This is a genomic window from Saccharomonospora iraqiensis subsp. iraqiensis (assembly GCF_000430445.1).
In the GTDB taxonomy this organism is placed as follows: domain Bacteria; phylum Actinomycetota; class Actinomycetes; order Mycobacteriales; family Pseudonocardiaceae; genus Saccharomonospora; species Saccharomonospora iraqiensis.
On record NZ_KE387069.1, the window covers coordinates 71845 to 89562 of the forward strand.

The 17718-nt window shown below is 72.0% G+C and carries 18 protein-coding genes; 15 read left to right on the plus strand and 3 right to left on the minus strand.

Annotation, left to right across the window (positions count from 1 at the left end; translation table 11 throughout):
- The 6 genes from ACTIR_RS22165 to ACTIR_RS22170 form a co-directional block, all read left to right on the plus strand.
- Positions 1–1762: ABC transporter permease (locus tag ACTIR_RS22165; RefSeq protein ID WP_052583756.1), on the plus strand; the 1762-nt coding region annotated here is incomplete at its 5' end.
- On the plus strand, positions 1762–2649 hold the full coding sequence (locus tag ACTIR_RS0107185) for an MBL fold metallo-hydrolase (RefSeq protein ID WP_026453750.1): 888 nt from the start codon (positions 1762–1764) through the stop codon (positions 2647–2649). The genes ACTIR_RS22165 and ACTIR_RS0107185, both read left to right, overlap by 1 nt.
- 5 nt (positions 2650–2654) lie before the next feature.
- Positions 2655–3704, plus strand: coding sequence for an ABC transporter substrate-binding protein (locus tag ACTIR_RS0107190; RefSeq protein ID WP_026453751.1), 1050 nt, complete (start codon positions 2655–2657; stop codon positions 3702–3704).
- A gap of 34 nt (positions 3705–3738) precedes the next feature.
- Positions 3739–5019, plus strand: a complete 1281-nt coding sequence (locus ACTIR_RS0107195; RefSeq protein WP_026453752.1) for a cytochrome P450 — start codon at positions 3739–3741, stop codon at positions 5017–5019.
- The gene (locus ACTIR_RS0107200) at positions 5016–6251 is read left to right on the plus strand and encodes a cytochrome P450 (RefSeq protein WP_026453753.1); all 1236 of its coding nucleotides are present in this window, start codon (positions 5016–5018) and stop codon (positions 6249–6251) included. Before ACTIR_RS0107195 ends, ACTIR_RS0107200 begins: the two co-directional genes overlap by 4 nt.
- A gap of 25 nt (positions 6252–6276) precedes the next feature.
- Positions 6277–6594, plus strand: a complete 318-nt coding sequence (locus ACTIR_RS22170) for a hypothetical protein (RefSeq protein ID WP_026453754.1) — start codon at positions 6277–6279, stop codon at positions 6592–6594.
- Positions 6595–6690: 96 nt separating this feature from the next.
- Here the strand turns inward: ACTIR_RS22170 and ligM are convergent, their stop codons facing one another.
- The 3 genes from ligM to ACTIR_RS0107220 all read right to left on the minus strand — a co-directional run bounded on the left by ligM (position 6691) and on the right by ACTIR_RS0107220 (position 9597).
- Positions 6691–8091: a vanillate/3-O-methylgallate O-demethylase gene (gene ligM / locus ACTIR_RS0107210; protein ID WP_026453755.1), complete on the minus strand. Its 1401-nt coding sequence runs from the start codon at positions 8089–8091 to the stop codon at positions 6691–6693.
- Positions 8092–8164: 73 nt separating this feature from the next.
- Positions 8165–8878 carry a 4-carboxy-4-hydroxy-2-oxoadipate aldolase/oxaloacetate decarboxylase gene (locus tag ACTIR_RS0107215; protein ID WP_026453756.1) on the minus strand — a complete coding sequence of 238 codons (714 nt, stop codon included), beginning with the start codon at positions 8876–8878 and terminating at the stop codon, positions 8165–8167.
- Entirely contained in the window at positions 8875–9597 is a 723-nt protein-coding gene (locus ACTIR_RS0107220; protein ID WP_026453757.1) for a PIG-L deacetylase family protein, read from the minus strand. The genes ACTIR_RS0107215 and ACTIR_RS0107220 overlap by 4 nt, the downstream gene beginning before the upstream one ends.
- A 322-nt stretch (positions 9598–9919) precedes the next feature.
- Here ACTIR_RS0107220 and ACTIR_RS0107225 point away from each other — a divergent pair, with 322 nt between their 5' ends.
- The 9 genes from ACTIR_RS0107225 to ACTIR_RS22175 all read left to right on the plus strand — a co-directional run bounded on the left by ACTIR_RS0107225 (position 9920) and on the right by ACTIR_RS22175 (position 17665).
- Positions 9920–11287 (plus strand): glycine cleavage system protein T, encoded by a 1368-nt coding sequence (locus ACTIR_RS0107225; protein ID WP_026453758.1) that lies wholly within the window; start codon positions 9920–9922, stop codon positions 11285–11287.
- 66 nt (positions 11288–11353) lie between these two features.
- Positions 11354–12262: a methylenetetrahydrofolate reductase gene (locus ACTIR_RS0107230; protein WP_026453759.1), complete on the plus strand. Its 909-nt coding sequence runs from the start codon at positions 11354–11356 to the stop codon at positions 12260–12262.
- Positions 12259–13152 carry a formyltetrahydrofolate deformylase gene (gene purU / locus ACTIR_RS0107235; protein ID WP_026453760.1) on the plus strand — a complete coding sequence of 298 codons (894 nt, stop codon included), beginning with the start codon at positions 12259–12261 and terminating at the stop codon, positions 13150–13152. Before ACTIR_RS0107230 ends, purU begins: the two co-directional genes overlap by 4 nt.
- Positions 13149–14042, plus strand: a complete 894-nt coding sequence (locus ACTIR_RS0107240) for a bifunctional 5,10-methylenetetrahydrofolate dehydrogenase/5,10-methenyltetrahydrofolate cyclohydrolase (protein ID WP_026453761.1) — start codon at positions 13149–13151, stop codon at positions 14040–14042. Before purU ends, ACTIR_RS0107240 begins: the two co-directional genes overlap by 4 nt.
- Entirely contained in the window at positions 14039–14383 is a 345-nt protein-coding gene (ligA, locus tag ACTIR_RS0107245) for a protocatechuate 4,5-dioxygenase subunit alpha (protein ID WP_026453762.1), read from the plus strand. The genes ACTIR_RS0107240 and ligA overlap by 4 nt, the downstream gene beginning before the upstream one ends.
- Positions 14376–15242, plus strand: a complete 867-nt coding sequence (locus ACTIR_RS0107250) for a class III extradiol dioxygenase subunit beta (RefSeq protein ID WP_026453763.1) — start codon at positions 14376–14378, stop codon at positions 15240–15242. The genes ligA and ACTIR_RS0107250 overlap by 8 nt, the downstream gene beginning before the upstream one ends.
- On the plus strand, positions 15239–15943 hold the full coding sequence (locus ACTIR_RS0107255; RefSeq protein ID WP_026453764.1) for an alpha/beta fold hydrolase: 705 nt from the start codon (positions 15239–15241) through the stop codon (positions 15941–15943). Before ACTIR_RS0107250 ends, ACTIR_RS0107255 begins: the two co-directional genes overlap by 4 nt.
- Positions 15944–15960: 17 nt before the next feature.
- Entirely contained in the window at positions 15961–16239 is a 279-nt protein-coding gene (locus tag ACTIR_RS0107260; RefSeq protein WP_007024111.1) for a muconolactone Delta-isomerase family protein, read from the plus strand.
- Positions 16240–16330: 91 nt separating this feature from the next.
- Positions 16331–17665, plus strand: a complete 1335-nt coding sequence (locus tag ACTIR_RS22175; protein ID WP_084789350.1) for an MFS transporter — start codon at positions 16331–16333, stop codon at positions 17663–17665.
- The last annotated feature ends 53 nt before the right edge of the window (positions 17666–17718 follow it).

Sequence of the window (17718 nt, forward strand, 5' to 3'; positions counted from 1 at the left end):
GGACACCCCGGACCCGGGCGGGCAGGGACCGCCCACCCGCCGGGGTCTGCGCTCCCGCCTGCCCCGGCCGTTCGACGCGGTCAGCCTGGGGGTCGCGCTGCTGCTGATCGCCGTCGTGCTGGTGCCGCTCGGCCGGGTGGTCCTGGGCATGTTCTGGGTCGACGGCGGCCCCACCCTCGCCCCGATCCGCCGCACGCTGGAGACCCCCGGACTCGGCGACCTGCTGCGCAACACCGTCCTGATCGTGCTGGCCAGCACCGCGGTCGCGTTCGTGGTGGGGGTCGGCCTGGCGTGGTTGAACGAACGCACCAACGCCCGCATGGGGCCGTTGACCGACTCGCTGCCGCTGCTGCCGTTCCTGTTGCCGCCCGTGGCGGGCGCGGTCGGCTGGGTGATGCTGCTGTCCCCCCGCGCCGGGCTGCTCAACAGCTGGATCCGGGATGTGCTCGCGGTCTTCGGGATCTCCGCCGAATCCGGGCCGTTCGACATCCACAGCTGGTACGGCCTGATCATGGTCTACGCGTTCTACGCCGTGCCGTTCGTGTTCATGAACGCCTCCGCGGGCCTGCGCAACCTCGACTCCTCGCTGGAGGAGGTCTCCCGGTTGTCCGGTGCCCGCACCCTGCGCACCCTCCGCACGGTGACGCTGCCGGTGGTCGCGCCCAGCCTGGGCGCGGGCGCGCTGCTGAGCATATGGTTCGGCATGGGCATGTTCTCCCTGCCCGCCATCGTCGGCACCCCCGCCGACATCGAGGTGCTGTCGGTGCGGATCGTCGAACTGCTGACGTTCACCTACCCGCCGGACACCGAGGTCGCGGTCGGGTTGAGCGGGTTCGTCATCGTCTTCGTCGGCCTGGCCTACTGGCTGCAGCTGCGCATCCTGCGGCGCGGTCGGCACGCGACCGTCGGCGGCAAGGGCGGCGGCGCCCGCCGCATCGACCTCGGCGTCTGGAAATGGCCCGCGCGGGCGCTGATCGCCGGGTACGTGCTGCTGTCCACGGTGCTGCCGATGCTGGCGCTGGTGCTGGTCTCGCTGAACGGCTACTGGACCCCGGACATCGGCTGGGGCGAGCTGAGCCTGACGGCGCTGCGGGACGCGGTCCTGGACGACCCCGTCACCCGCGAGGCGCTGGGCAACAGTCTCGTGCTCGGCGTCGTCGGCGGGCTGATCGGCATCCTCGGTGCCGCGGTCGTGGCGCTGTACGTGGCGCGCCGCCGCACCCGGCTGGCCACCACGATCGACGCGGGCATCAAACTGCCCGCTGCGGTGTCCAACATGGTCATCGCGGTCGGCATCCTGCTGCTGTTCGGCGGCGCCCCGTTCATGCTGTCCGGCACGCTGGTCATCCTGCTCGTCGGCTACCTGGCGCTCTACCTGCCGCAGGCGTCGGTGGCCGCCGACGCGGCGGTCAGCGGGGTGGGCCGGGAACTGCCCGAGGCGTCGGCGGTCTCCGGTGCGAACGCGTTCCGCACCTTCCGACTGGTGTACCTGCCGCTGATGATGCCGGGACTCGTCGCGGGCTGGGCGCTGCTGTTCATCCGGATGGTCGGTGACCTGACCGCGTCGGCGATCCTCGCCGGCACCGGCAACCCGGTGGTGGGCTTCCGCATCCTCGAGGTGTTCACCAGCGGGTCGTACGCGCTGCTGGCGTCGCTGTCCACGGTGCTGGTGCTGGTCACCGGGCTGGTCCTGGCCGCGGTGCTCGCCTACAGCAGGCGTGCCGCCCGCCGGGGTGTGGACACCAGGGTCGGGGGCGTCTGATGCGGACCGTGCTGTTGGGTGCGAAGGGCGGGCCGCGACTGCTCGCCGACCGGTGCGGCCCCGGCCAGCTCGTCGAGCACGACGGCACCACCGTGCTGATCGACGCGGGCGAAGGGGTGGTGGCGCAGATCCTGCGCTCCGGCCGGGACCTGTCCGAGCTGGACGCCGTGTTCGTCACCCACCACCACTGCGACCACAACGTCGCGCTCGGCAACGTGCTGATGGGTTACTGGGTCAGCGGAGGACAGCGACCGATCACCGTGTCCGGGCCGCCGCCGCTCGGCCGGATCGTCGGCGACCTGCTCGCCGCGCACGCGGAGGACATCGCCACCCGCGTGCGCGACGAGGGCCGCAGCGACCTGCGGGACCTGGTGCGGGTCCGGGAGATCTCCGTGGACACCCCACCGCGGACCGGCACTGCGGCGTCGGCCGGGCCGTTCACCGTCGGGTCGCTGACCGTCACGGCGGCACCGGTGTACCACCCTCCGATGCCCGCGCTCGGATACCGGGTCACCGACGACGCCGGAACCGCCGTCGTCGTCTCCGGCGACACCGCCCCGTGCGCGTCGCTGGTCGAGCTCGCCCGCGACGCCGAGGTGCTGATCCACGAGGTCCTGCACCCGGACTTCCTCCGCCCCGGTGCCGCGTCGGGCAACACCCGATGGCCGGCGCTGCGGCGGCACCTGCTCCGCTCCCACACCAGCGTGTACGACCTCGGGCGCGTCGCCACCGACGCCGGGGTCGGCACGCTCGTCCTCAGTCATCAGGTCCCCGGCAGGGGCGTGTCCGAACGGCAGTGGCTCACCCCGGTCCGCGCCCGGTTCGACGGCACCGTCCTCGTCGGCGACGACCTGATGCGCCTCGAATCCACACCGTCGTGGAGGTAACGACAATGCACTTGCGCACCCGGCACTCCCTCACCCGGCGCGCCCTCGCCCTCGGCGCGGGCATCGCGCTCACGGTCGGACTCGCCGCCTGCGGCACGGACTCCGCCGCCGGGTCCGGCACCGCGAACGTCACCGACCCCGAACTGCGCGAGCTCGTCGAGGCCGCTCAGCAGGAAGGCACGCTCACGCTGTACGGCGTGCCGGACGAGGCCGTGCTGCAGGCGCTCGGCGACCGGTTCACCGAGCTCTACGGCGTCGACGTCGAGCCGGTCCGGCTGGTCTCGGCCGACCTGTCCCAGCGGTTCTCCTCGGAGGCCGACTCGGGCGCGCCCGCCAGCGACGCCATCCTGCTCACCCACTCGCCGTTCTTCGGCGACGCGCTGGACAAGGACTGGCTCAGCCCGGTCTCCGAAGCGGACATCCCGGACTATCCCGGTGACTACCCCGGGGAGTACCTGGAACGCGACGGTGACGTCCCGATCGTCAGCCTCGTGCAGACCAGCATGGTCTACAACACCGACGCCGTGTCGCAGGCACCGACGTCCTGGAAGGCCTACGCCGACCCGGCGTACCGGGGCAGGCTCGCCATCGCCGACCCCGCGACCTCCCCGGCGAACCTCGCGTTCTGGCAGCTGATGCGGGACGAGTACGGCGACGACTTCCTGCGCGCCATCGCGGCGAACAGGCCGAGTTGGCAGAACAGCGCCGTGCCCGGTACCCAGGCGGTCGCCGCGGGGGAGGCCGTACTCGGCCACCCCGGTGTGGAGGCGATCGTGCGCAACCTGCGGGACTCCGGCGCCCCTGTGGACACCACCGTGCCCGGGCCCTCCACCGGGCCGGAGATCGCCCTCGGGCTGACCGCGAACTCCGAACACCCGAACGCGGCGAAGCTCTTCGCGCACTTCGTGCTGTCCGAGGAGGGCAGCACACTGCTGGCCGAGGAGTCGGGCGCGGGATCGCCGTACGGCACCAACCTGACCGAGGGCTTCGCCCGTCCGGAACCCGTCTCCGCGGAGCAGGAGAAGGCCATCACCCAGTTGCTCGGCACGGAATGACCCCGGCCGGGACCACCCCAGGGAGGTCACCCCGATGACGCCCCACCCCACCGACGACCGCACCGACGACGGCGTCCACGACCACGCGGAGGATCCCGCGACGGCCACCCGCGAGCTGACCGACGACTTCGACCCCCGGGCGCCGGAGACCTTCACCAGCGCCCACGAGCTCTACCGGGAGATGCGGGCGCACTGCCCGGTCGCGCACAGCGAGGGTTTCGACGGCGGTTTCTGGGCGCTGTTCCGGCACGCCGACGTGAACCGGGTGCTGCGGGACGTGGACACGTTCACGACCTCGGTGCAGAACACGGTGCCGAAGTTCGCCTTCACCGGCAGGCGCCCACCGCTGCACCTGGACCCGCCGGAACACACGGCCTACCGCCGGGTGATCAACCGGTTCTTCACCCCGACCAAGATGCGGGCCCTGCACCCGACGGTGCGGGACCTGGCAATCGAACAGCTCACCCCGTTGCTCGAGGCGGGCGCGGGCGACATCTCCGTCGACTACGCGCAGAAGTTCCCGGCGCTGGTGTTCGCCGAGTTCTTCAACCTGCCGCGGGAGCTGTCCACCCGGATCAAGGAGATCAGCGCCGCCTACGTCGCCGCGATCATCGCCGTGGACGACGAGACGGTGAAGAAGCTCAGCGGCAAGCTCTACGCCATCGCCCAGGACGTGATCGACCAACGTCGGGCCGAGCCGATGGACCCGGAGGCCGACCTCACCACCGCGCTGACCCGGGCGACCTACGAGGGCGAGCCGCTGCCGCCGGACATGGTGCTCGGCTGTGTGCGGCAACTCCTGGTGACGGGCATGGTGGCGCCGAGCGTGTTCATCGGCAACATGTTCGTGCACCTCAGCCGCGACCCGGGGCTGCAGACGACCCTGCGGGAGAACCCGGACCGGATCCCGGCGGCCGTGGAGGAGTTCCTGCGCCTGTACGGGCCGTACCGGGGGATGGCGCGCACCGCCCGCGAGGACGTGGTCTTCAACGGGCGGCTGATCAAGGCCGGGGAGCCGATCGCGCTGGTGTACACCTCGGCCAACCGGGACGAGCGGGTGTTCCCCGACGGGGAGAGCTTCGTGTTCGACCGGCCGAACCTGTCCGAGCACATCTCGTTCGGCGCCGGGGTGCACAGCTGCCCCGGGGCGCCGCTGGCGCGGATGATGCTGACCACCACGCTGGAGGAGGCGCTGGCCCGCACCGACGACTTCGCTGTCACCGGGGAGATCGTCATGGCGAAGTGGGCCGAGTGGGGCACCAACTCGGTGCCGATGCGGTTCGTCCCCGCCGGGGGAGGTGCCCGCGGCGCATGAATCCGGAGCAGGCCCCCCGCACCGGCGACGGTGCGGGGGGCGACCCCGCCCCCGCCGGCAGCGACTCCGACCCGACCGGGAACCCGCACCCGGACGAGGTGCACGCGATGTACGCGCGGCTGCGCCGGAGCTGCCCGGTGGCGTACAGCGACGCCTACGGCGGGCACTGGACGCTGAGCCGCTACGCCGACATCAGGGCCGCCGCCGAGGACTCGGCGACCTTCCTCTCCTCGGTGCGGGCGGTGGTGCCCAGCGACCCGCGCGGGCTGCGCAGACCGCCGTTGAACTTCGACGCCCCCGCGCACACGCCGTACCGGCGGGCGCTGGACCGCACCCTGCAACGACGGCGCGTCGAGGGGCTGGAACCGGCCCTGGCCGCGCACGCCCGGCGGGAACTGGAGCCGATGCTGCGGGCGGGCGGCGGCGACATCGCCCAGGAGTACGGCGCGCGGTTCCCCGCCTGGGTCACGGTGGAGTGGCTGAACCTGTCGCCGGACGTCGCCCCCGTCCTGGCCCGCACCGCGGCCCGCTGGGTCAACGCCTGGCGCGAGCAGGACCCGGCCGAGGTGAACCGGAACAGCGAGCGCATGTACGACCTGGCGCGCGAGCTGGTGGCCGACCGGGAGCGGGACCCCCTGCCGGTGGAACGGGACCCGGCCAGCTCCCTGCTGGCCGAACGGCCCGACGGGCGCCCGCTGGAGCGCGAACAGATCGTGGGCGCGCTGCGCCAGTCGCTGGTGGTGGGCATGGTCGCGCCGCCGATCGTGCTCGGCTCGATCTGCGCCCACCTCTCCGACGACCGTGCGCTGCAACAGCGGCTGCGGGCACACCCGGAGCTGCTGCCGGAGGCGCTGGAGGAGTTCCTGCGGCTGTACACGCCGTACCGGGGATTCGCCCGGACCGTGTCCCAGCCGGTGACCCGGCACGGCCGCACCATCCCCGTCGGGGAACCGGTCACCCTGCCGTACGCCTCGGCGAACCGGGACGGGACCGTGTTCGACGAGCCGGACACGTTCCGCCTCGGCAGGCCCAACCTCCGCGAACACCTGGCGTTCGGCCGGGGCAGACACCGGTGCGCGGGCATGCCGCTGGCCCGGCTCGGCCTCCGCGTCGCACTCCGCACCCTGCTGGACGGCACCGCGGACTTCGCCCTGGCGGGCGAGATCGAGGGCGCCCGGATGCCCGAGGTCGGCGCGGTGTCGGCCCCCCTCACCCTGCGTCCCCGACCCTGACGGCGGGTGACATACCGTGGAACGTATGGCGGCCGCGATTCCCGAGGGGAACTCTCCCGACCTCTCTCCCTCCGGTAGCGGGAGGGTGAGTGGTGCGATGGCGGCGGCGTTCCCGTGGGTGCGGTTCCTGCCTCACGAGGATGCGCAGGCATTCGTGGTGGAGCTGACGCGGACGCGGGAAGCCGCGGGCCACCCGCACCGCGACCCCGCCCCGGTGCTCCAAGTGATCACCGAGTGGCGCAATACCGCTGCGATCCATGCGGACCCGGAACTGAAGGAACTGGTGACCGCGGCAGGCCAGGGCGCCGGACCGGTCGAACCACCGCGTGAACGCCGGCCGTAACGGCGCGGAATGGAAACCGGGGGCGGAGCGGTGTCCGGCTCCGCTCCGCCCCCGGTCGTCGGCCGCCCGGGGTCTCCGGGCGTGGCTCTTCCCCGCTCAGGCGGCGTTGGTGCGCCAGCCCGGGCGGTAGTCCTCACGGGCCATCGCCGAGTACGGCGCCGGGCTGACCACGGCGCGCACGGAGAACTGCTCGTGCGGCTCGACGGTGGCCTTGCGGGTGCCGCCGCCCGGCTCGCCCCACACGACCCGCACCTCCGCGCCGTGCGGCACGTCCGGGTTCACCGTGGCCAGCGACAGCGCCGCGCGCTCGTTGGCGCTGTAGCCGGTGAACAGCGACAGGCCCACCTGGTTGCCGTCCGCGTCCACGACCGAGTCGAAGTTCGACGAGCCGTAGTTGGCGTTGGGCAGGTCGAAGAACTGGTAGTCCGGCTGGTCCGGGCGCACCGGGGAGGACAGCAGCGTGCTGACGTCGTCGGCGTTCCACGCCAGGGTCACCTTGCGGCGCTGGGTCGACGGGTCGATCTTCTCCAGCGCGTCCCGGCCGACGAAGTCGTGGTCGAACTTCACGAACGGGCCGTAGCCGAGCTCCCACGGGTTGAGGTAGTAGTCCTCGATCCGGTCCGAGACGAAGCTGCCGGCCAGCGCGTTCATCGCCTCGTAGCTGTCCGCGCCCAGCCACTCGCGGTAGGCGCGCATCTCCTCGCTGGTGTAGACGGCGGGCAGCGGCGACGGGATCCAGCCCGACTCCAGCGTGTTGCAGGAGTAGGCGCGGGCACCGGCCGGCTCGATGCCGAACTCCTGCCCGGCCTCCAGGATGGTGTCGCGGACCTTCTCGTAGGTCTCGTACGGGCCCCAGATCTCCAGGCCGGGGGCGCCGGCCATGCCGTGCCGCAGGCTGCGCACCCGCTCGTCACCGACGTTGAGGTGGCCCATCCGGAAGAACGGGATCTGCTCGACGGGTCCGCCGTTGACCTTCTCGATGACCTTCCAGGCGTTCGGTCCCTGGATCTGGAACCGCCACAGGTCGCGGGTGACCTGCCTGCCGTACGGGCGGGACGGGGAACGCTCGTCGCGGCGCAGGTCGACGTTGTAGCCCTGCTCGGCGCGGAAGGTGAGCCAGTTCGCCACCGGCGCGCGGCCGACGAAGACGAACTCCTCCTCGTCCAGCCGGAACAGGATGCCGTCGCCGATCACCCCGCCCTCGGGCGAGACCGGGATGAACTGCTTGGCCGAGTTCACCGGGAACTTCGCCACGCTGTTGATCCCGGTCTCGGAGATCAGCCGCAGCGCGTCCGGGCCGGAAATGAACAGGTTCACCATGTGGTGGGTCTGGTCGAACAGCACCGCGGTCTGCTGCCAGGCCTTCACCTCACGGCGGAAGTTGCTGAACTCCGAGGGCACCACCGGGTAGATGTAGGCGCCGAGCTGCGAGTTGCGCAGCAGGTCCACGGTGTTGCCCGCGTTGTCGAGCACTTCCTGCAGGTTCTTCGGGCTCATGGGTCCGTTCGTCTCCTTCGACGTGGTTGACGGTGGGGGGATCGGGTCGGGGCCGGGGGAGGTCCGACGGGGGTCAGAGGCCGTATTCCTCGGCGCTGACGTAGCGCACGCCGAGGTCGGCCAGGGTCTGCCGGAGGCCGTAGCGGTCCAGGCCGAGTTCGCCCTCGCGGAACGCGGCGCGGGAGGCCTCCTCCTTGTCCACCCGCGCCTGCGCGGCCCGCAGCGCGTGCTCGACCTCGGGGCGGGGCACGACCATCGTGCCGTCGTCGTCGCCGAGCACCGCGTCACCGGGACGCACGATCTGCCCGCCGACGACGACGGGCACGTTCACCGAACCGGGGGTGGCCTTCACCGTGCCCTGCGCGCTGACCGCGCCGGAGAACACCGGGAAGTCCATCGCGTGCAGGTCGGCGATGTCCCGGACGCCGCCGGTGGTGATCAGTCCACGCACCCCGCGCCGCTGCAGCGCGGTGGCGAACAGCTCACCGAACGCGCCGTCGGTGGACGGCGACGTGGTGGTGACCACCAGCACGTCGCCGGGGGAGCACTGCTCCACCGCGGCGTGGATCATCAGGTTGTCGCCCGGCCGGCACAGCACCGTGACGGCGGTGCCGCCGAGGCGGTAGCCGTGGTGCGTCGGCCGGATCCCGGGGCCGAGATAGCCGGTGCGGCCCAGGGCCTCGTGGACGGTGGCCACGCCGTACCCGGCGAGGGTGGCGACCCGCTCGGGGTCGGCACGCGGCGGGTCGGTGACCACGACGGTGCGGCTCTCGGGGGTTCCTGTCACGCCAGCTCCTCGGTGACCTGCGGGTAGAGACGCATGTACGCCTCGGCCTTCGTCGCGTGCGGCAGGCCGAGATTCGGCCCCGCGTTGCGCTTGAGCTGCACGCCGCGCCGGGTGGCCAGGTCGGTGTAGTAGTCCCACATGTGCTGCTGGGCGGGCAGGCACTCCATCGCCGCGCGCTTGGCCTCGAACACCGGGCTGATGTCCAGCAGCACGTCCGGCTTGAAGTCGCACTGCTCCGGCTGGTGCGGCTCGAAGAAGAACACCGGCGGCGCGCCCAGGGGCTCGCCGGGGGCGTCGTAGCCGATCGCCTGCGCCAGCACCCGCGCCTGCAGCGCCATCCGGGAGGCCGCCGGGTGGTCCTGGTTGTACGGGTCGGCCTGCGGGTGGGTGAGCACCACCGACGGCTCGACGTCGCGGTAGACGCGCACGATCCGGTCGACGAGCTCGGGGCTCTCCAACAACGGGTAGTCGCCCGCGTCCAGGAACTCGATCTCGGCACCGAGCGCCCCGGCGGCGGCGGTGGCCTCCGCGCGCCGGATGTCCTTGATCTCGTCGAGCGACTTCCCCTCACGCCAGGCCTTCGCCGACTCGCCGCGCTCCCCGTAGGACAGACACAGCACCTTCGCGCGTTGTCCCCGGGAGGTGGCCAGCGCGATCGCGCCGGCGGCACGCCAGACGAAGTCCCCCGCGTGGGCGCTGATGACGAGCAACGAGCTCATCGGCGTCCCCTCCTTGTCGATTCGGGCAGCTCCACCGTGCACGGTATGGGCGCGGGCCGGCCGGACGTGACGTCGCAGCGGCCCGTTCCTGCTACGTCATTCGTCCCGGTGGGCGGGGCTGGAATGTGGCCGCTCCGGGGGCGGTGGCGGGGCGGCCGCGGGTGTCTGCGTCATTTGTCGCGGTCAACTCGGTTCCGATGCCGGACGAGACACGGCGGGTGGTGGGTTTCACTGACCCACGGGCCGCGTACCGGCCCGGATCGATTCCCTTTTCCGAGCAGCGAGGCTTGGGCCCCGGTCGCGGGTCCAGGGAGGAGGCGTCATGACAGTCGAGAGCCTCGAGGCCGCGATCCGGCGGGTGGGATCGTCGGTGACCCTGCTGCGCGATGCCGCCGCCCGGCCGCACACGTTCCCCGTCGCGCCCGAGTTCACCAACTGGCGCTCCGAACAGCACGCCTGGCGCTCGACGTGCGCGCTGCTCGACCAGTCGCACCACATGACCGACCTGTTCGTCTCCGGCCCGGACGCGGCACGGCTGCTGTCCGACTTCGGCGTGAACAGCTTCGCGAACTTCGCCCCGGGACGGGCCAAGCAGTACGTGGCCTGCAACGCCGACGGCTACTCCATCGGCGACGCCATCCTGTTCCACCTCGACGAGGGGCACTACGACGTCGTCGGCCACCCGACCGTGCCGAACTGGCTGCAGTACCAGGCCGAGGCCGGCGGCTACGACGTCACGTTCGACCGGGACGACAACTCGGCCGACCGTCCGTCCGGACCGCCGCGGTTCTACCGCTACGAACTCCAGGGCCCGAACGCCCCCGCCCTGCTGGAGAAGCTGACCGGCGCGCCGCTGCCCGACGTGAAGTTCTTCCACACCACCGAGTTCACCGTCGCGGGTCACCGGGTCCGGGCGCTGCGGCACGGTATGGCCGGACGGCCCGGCTTCGAACTGTTCGGGCCGTGGGACGAGGGTGCGGACGTGCTCGCCGCGATTCGCGAGGTCGGCGCCGGGTTCGGCCTCGTCCGCGCGGGCGCGAAGGCGTACTCGACCGCCAACCTGGAGTCCGGCTGGATCCCCACCGCCGTGCCCGCCGTGTTCGGTCCGGAGGAACAGGGCTACCGCGAGTGGCTGGGCGCCGACGCGCTCGGCTCCCTCGGCGGCAGTCTGCACACCGACGACATCACCGACTACTACCTCACCCCGTACGACCTGGGGTACGGCCGCAACGTCCGGTTCGACCACGACTTCCACGGCCGTGCGGCGCTGGCGCGGCACGCCGAGAATGCGCACCGGCACAAGGTGACGCTGGTGTGGAACCCGGACGACGTCGCCGACCTGGTGCGCTCGCTCGCCGAACCCGGCACGCCCGCCAAGTACCTCGAACTGCCGAAGGCGCGCTACGCCTTCTTCCACGTCGACCGGGTGCTCGCCGGGGGCGGCGCCGCCGGGGGTACCGATGTGGGGCTGTCCCTCGACGCCGGCTACATCGCCAACGAACAGGCGTTCGTGTCACTGGCCACCGTCGACGCCGCGGCCGCCGAGCCGGGGACCGAGGTACGCCTGCTGTGGGGGGAGGAGCCGAACTCGGCCAAACCCGCCGTCGAACCGCACCGCCAACGCGAGATCCGGGCCACGGTGGCGCCCGCGCCGTACGTGCGCGCGGTCCGCGAGTCCTACCGGCGCTGAACCCCCGCCCGGACCCACCCCGACCCCGTCCCCACACCCGACCCGAGACCCAACGAAGGGCGCCGCATGAGCACTCCGTCCGAGGCCACCGGCACGCGCGGGCGCCAGGCCCGGCTCGCCGACCTGGTCCGCAACATCAGCTACGAGGTGATGCCGTTCGCCGGGACCGAGCAGGCCGTGCGCGAGACCGTCCCCACCGAGGTGCCGCTGACCGTCACCGTCACCGAGGCCAAGGGGATCGAGCGCACCCTGGAGGTCACCGAGCGCCTGCGCGGCCACGGCTACGACGTCACCCCGCACCTGCCCGCCCGGCAGTTCGTCGACGACGGGCACGTCGCCGACGTCGTCGACCGCCTCGACCGCGCGGGCGTGCGGTCGGTGTTCGTCATCGGCGGCGACGCCCCGACCCCGGCGGGCGCGTTCGAGGACGCGCACGCGTTGCTGGAGGCGATGGCCGCCGCGGGCCACCCGTTCACCGAGGTCGGGATCGGCGGCTACCCCGAGGGACACGCCACCATCCCGACCGACGCGCTCGACCTGGCGCTGAAGCAGAAGGCGCCGCGGGCCACCCGGGTGCTGACCCAGATCTGCTTCGACGCGGACACCACCGTCTCCTGGGCGCGCGGACTCGCCGACAAGGGGGTCGACCTGCCCGTGCGGGTCGGTATGCCCGGCCCGGTCAACCGCAAGAAGCTGATGCGGATCTCGGCGGGCATCGGCCTGGGGCAGTCGGCCCGGTTCCTGCGCAAACAGCAGAACATGCTGTGGCGGTTCCTGCTCCCGGGCGGCTACGACCCGACCCGGCTCGCCAAGCGGCTCGCTCGCGCGGCGTCCGACGACGGCGGGTCCGACGGGACCGGCGACACCGACGTCCTCACCGGATTGCACGTGTTCACCTTCAACGAACTGGCCGGGACGGAGTCCTGGCGGCAGCGGATGCTGGCCTCGCTTCCCGGGGGGAGGGATCACCGGTGACCGACCACATCGATCACACGGACCACACCGACCACGGGCGGCTGATCGTGCGGGGCGAGGACCGCCCCGGCATCGTGGCGAGCGTGTCCGGGGCGCTGACCGAGTACGGCGCCAACATCGTCTCCCTCGATCAGACCTCCAGCGACCCCTCGGGTGGGCGGTTCTTCCAGCGCAGCGTGTTCCACCTGCCCGGACTGTCCGCGCGGTTGCCGGAGCTGCACGAGGTGCTCGAGCAACGGCTCGGCGAGGAGCTCGGACTCGAGTTCCGGCTCGTCGAGGCCCGCAAACGCAAGCGCGCGGCGATCTTCGTGTCCAAGGTGGACCACTGCCTGCTGGACCTGCTCTGGCGCCAGCGCCGGGGGGAGCTGCCGATCACCATCCCGATGGTGGTGTCGAACCATCCCGACCTCGGCGACGAGGTCCGCGCGTTCGACATCCCGTTCTTCCACGTGCCCGTGGAGAAGGGGAACAAACAGGCCGCGGAGAAGGAACAGCTGAACCTGCTCAAGGGCAACGTCGACGTGCTGGTGCTCGCCCGGTACATGCAGGTCGTCTCCGGCGAGTTCCTCGACGAGCTCGGAGTCCCGGTGATCAACATTCACCACTCGTTCCTGCCCGCCTTCGTGGGCGCGGGGCCGTACCAGAAGGCGAAGGACCGCGGGGTGAAGCTGATCGGGGCGACGGCGCACTACGTCACCGAGGACCTCGACGAGGGCCCGATCATCGAGCAGGACGTCGTCCGCGTCTCGCACCGGGAGTCGGTGCGGGACCTGCAGCGCAAGGGTGCCGACGTGGAGCGGTTGGTGCTGGCCCGCGCCCTCGCCTGGCACGCCGAGGACCGCGTGCTGCGGGACGGCAACACGACCGTGGTGTTCGGGGTGACACCGTGACCGCGCGCCTCCTGGACGGCCGCGCCGTGGCCGACACCCTCCTGGACGGGGTCCGCGACGAGGTCACCGCCTTCGTCGCCGCCCACGGCCGCGCCCCCGTGCTCGCCACCGTGCTCGTCGGCGACGACCCGGCCTCGGCCACCTACGTGCGGATGAAGGCGAACCGGTGCGCGAAGGTGGGGATCACCTCGCGCCGGGTGGAGCTGGACGCCACGGTCGACACCGCCGAACTCGTGCGCCGCGTCACCGAGCTGTCCGACGACCCCGGGGTGGACGGCATCCTGCTGCAACACCCGGTGCCGGAGCACCTCGACGAGCGGGCCGCGTTCGAGGCGATCACCCCGGCCAAGGACGTCGACGGCGTCACCCGGGCCTCGTTCGCGCGGACCGCGTTCCACGAGGGCGGCTACCCCTCGGCGACCCCGGGCGGGATCCTGCGGCTGCTCGACGCCTACGACATCCCGCTCGCCGGGAAGCACGCCGTGATCCTGGGCCGCAGCGCGATCCTCGGCCGCCCGCTCGGCATGCTGCTGCTCGGCCGGGACGCGACCGTGACCTACTGCCACTCCCGCACCGACGGACTCACCGGGCACGTGCGGGCCGCCGACCTCGTGGTCGCGGCCGTCGGGCGTCCCGGCCTCGTCCGCGGCGAGTGGATCAAACCCGGCGCCGTCGTGGTGGACGCGGGCTACGCCGACAACACCGGCGACGTCGACTTCGACGGTGCCGCCGAGCGGGCCTCGGCGATCACCCCGGTCCCCGGCGGGGTCGGGCCGATGACGATCGCCACGCTGCTCGCGCAGACGGTCGAGGCCGCGTGGGCGCACGAGGCGGACCGCGGCGGTGCCGCCGCACCGGTGTCCGCTGTGGACGGAAAGGAGGGGCGATGACCGACGCCCGCGACGACTACCTGCTCGACCTGAAGGCGAGCAGGCGGGGATACGCACTGAACCGGATGTGCGGATCCCTGATGGAACCCGACAACCGCGAACGCTTCCTCGCCGACGAGGAGGCCTACTGCGACGCCTACCGGCTCACCGACGAGCAGAAGCGCGCCGTCCTGGATCGCGACTGGACGGCGATGCTCGAACTCGGCGGGTCGATCTTCTACGTGTTCAAACTGGCCATGGTGGACAAGAAGTCGATGCAGCATCTCGGTGGCGTGTTCACCGGGATGTCCGCGGAGGAGTTCGCCGAGGCCATGCGCTCCGGAGGACGGAAGTTTGGCTGACATCACCTGGGGTCTGGCGACCTCGCACGTGCCGTCGATCGGGGCGGCCATGGATCACGGCAAGACCGCCGACGACTACTGGAAGCCGCTGTTCGACGGCTACGCCCCCGCACGCGAGTGGATGGCCGGGCACACCCCGGACGTGGCCGTGGTGATCTACAACGACCACGCCAACTCGCTGGGGCTGGACATGGTGCCGACGTTCGCGGTCGGTACCGCCGAGTCCTACGACGTGGCCGACGAGGGGTGGGGACCGCGCCCGGTGCCCTCCGTGCAGGGCGCCCCGGAGCTGTCCGAACACCTCGTGCGCGAGCTGCTCGACGACCACTTCGACATCGCGACGGTGCACCGGCTGGACGTCGACCACGGGCTCACCGTCCCGCTGTCGGTGTACAACCCGGACCCCGGGGACAGCTGGCCGTGCGCGGTGGTTCCGGTGCTGACCAACGTGATCCAGTATCCGCAGCCGACCGCGGCCCGGTGCCTGGAGTTCGGCCGCGCGCTCGGCCGGGCGATCCGGTCGTTCCCGCAGGACACCAAGGTCGCCGTGTTCGGCACCGGCGGCATGTCGCACCAGCTCGCGGGCGCCCGCGCCGGGCTGATCAACGAGGAGTTCGACCGCTGGTTCCTGGAGAAGATCCAGCACGACCCGGCGGCGCTGGCCGCGCTGACCCGCGAGGACTATGTGCGCCACGCGGGCACCGAGGGCATCGAACTGATCATGTGGCTGATCATGCGCGGCGCGATGAGCGACGAGATCCGGCGGGTGCACGACACCTACCATGTGCCCGCGTCGAACACCGCCGCCGCGCTGGCGCTGTTCGCCGAGCCCGGCGTGGACGGGGAGGTGTCGTCGTGAGCACCTTCGTCCTGCTGCACGGCGCCTGGCACGGCGGCTGGGTGTGGCAACGGGTGGCACCCGCGCTGCGCGCCGCGGGCCACGAGGTGTACGCGCCCACGCTCACCGGGGTCAGCGACCGTGCCCACCTGCTGAGCCCGTCGGTGGGGCTGAGCACGCACACCGAGGACGTGGTGTCGCTGATCGAGGCGCACGACCTCACCGACGTGGTGCTGGTCGGGCACTCCTACGCCGGGCAGGTCGTGGCCGGTGTGGCCGAGCGGGTCCCGGACCGGCTGCGCACGCGGGTCCACCTGGACGCGTTCGTCCCCGACGACGGGGACGCGGCGATCGACCTGCTGCCGGAGACGGTGGCCGGGCACTACCGCGAATCGGTCTCCGGCCCCGGGTTCGGCTGGCTCATCCCCGTGCGGTCGCTGGCCAAGCTCGGCGTCACCGAGCAGGCCGACCTGGACTGGCTGACCCCGCGGCTGACCCCGCACCCGTGGCTGACCTACACCGAACCCGTGCGCTGCGGTGCCGCGGCGGCGTCGGTGCCCGCCGTGTTCGTCGAGTGCACCGACTGGATGCGGGTGTTCCGGCCGCAGGCCGAGCGCGCCGCGGACCGGGGATGGCCGGTCCACCACGTCGCCACCGGCCACGAGGCGATGGTCACCGCACCCGCGGCGCTCGCGGACACGTTGCTGTCCGTCGCCGCCTGAGACGTCCGGAGGAGACGATGGAATTCCTGGTCCGCGCCGAGAACCGGCTGCCCGCCGACACCCCGGACGCCACCCGGGACGAGCTCAAGGCCGCCGAGCGTGTGCGCGCCGGTGAGCTGCGCGCCGCGGGCGTGCTCAAACGGCTGTGGCGGGTCCCCGGCCGCAACGCCACCGTCGGGCTGTACGAGGCCGACGACCCGGCCGCCCTGCACGACGCGCTCGCGTCGCTGCCCATGTGGAAGTGGATGGACGTGACCGTCGAGGCACTCGCCACCCACCCGCAGGAACGCGGCTGACCCCGCCCCCACCGTCGTGCCCCGCCCGTACCGGGGCGGGGCACGACACGTCCCCGAACCCCGCTCGACACCCGCTCGACGAGGAGCCCTGATGTCCACCAACCCGTCCACCACGCCGGCCCGGAAACCGGGCACGGTCGCGTTCGCCAGCTACATCGGCACCACCATCGAGTGGTACGACTTCTTCATCTACGGCATCGCGGCCACGCTGGTGTTCTCCACCCAGTTCTTCCCCGAGTTCTCCGACCTCGGCGGGACACTGGCCGCCCTGGCCACGTTCGCCGTCGGCTTCATCGCCCGCCCCATCGGCGGCGTCGTGATGGGCCACTTCGGCGACCGGGTCGGTCGCAAGTCCATGCTCGTCATCTCGCTGCTCACGATGGGCATCGCCACGACCCTGATCGGCCTGCTGCCCACCTACGAGACCATCGGCGTGTGGGCCCCGATCCTGCTCGTCGTCCTGCGGCTGGCCCAGGGCGTGGGCGTCGGCGGTGAGTGGGCCGGCGCGGTGCTCATGGCCGTGGAACACGCGCCGCCGAAGAAGCGCTCCCTCTACGGCGCGTTCCCCCAGCTCGGCCTGCCCTCCGGGATCCTGCTGTCCCAGCTGGTCTACCTCGTGCTGACCTCCACCCTGGCCGACGGCGCCTTCGCCGAATGGGGCTGGCGCATCCCGTTCCTGATCAGCGCCGCGCTGATCGTCGTGGGACTGGTGATCCGGCTGCGGATCGAGGAGAGCGACGACTTCCAGAAGGTGCAGGAGGCCGGCAAGGTCGAGAAGCTGCCCATCGTGGAGGCGTTCCGGACCACCCCGCTGCAGCTGCTGATCGGTAGCCTCGCCTCGATCGCCGCGCCCGCGCTGGGCTACCTGGTGTCGGTGTACATGGTCTCCTACGGCACCGAACAGCTCGGCCTGCCGAACACGACGATGCTGTGGAGCATCGTGGCCGTCAGCGTGCCGTGGATCGTGCTGGTGCTCACCTCGGGCATCGCCGGGGACCGGTTCGGCCGGAAGCGGACGTTCGTCGCCGGTGCCGCGCTCACCGTCCTGTGGGCGTTCCCGATGTTCTGGCTCGTGGACACCGCCACCGTCGCCGGGATCTTCGTCGGGCTGCTGGGTGCCACGGTGGCGAACGCCACCATGTCGGGCCCGCAGCCTGCCCTGATCACCGGGATGTTCCCGGTCCGGCTGCGCTACAGCGGTTCGTCGGTGTCCTACCAGGTCGGCTCGATCGTGGGCGGCGGCATCGTCCCGATGCTGGCGACCACGCTCTACGCCGAGTTCGGCACGACGGTCGCGCTGTCGGCGCTCGTGGCGGGCATCGGGTTGACCAGCCTCACGGCGATCCTGGTCGCCAACAGGCGGATCCTCGGCGGCCACGGCGAGGCCGGGACGGCCGAGAACACCCGCGAGCCCGCCGCCCGCTGAGCGGCGACCCCACCGGTACCGAGAGCCGGCCGGTCCCCGGGCGGGACCGGCCG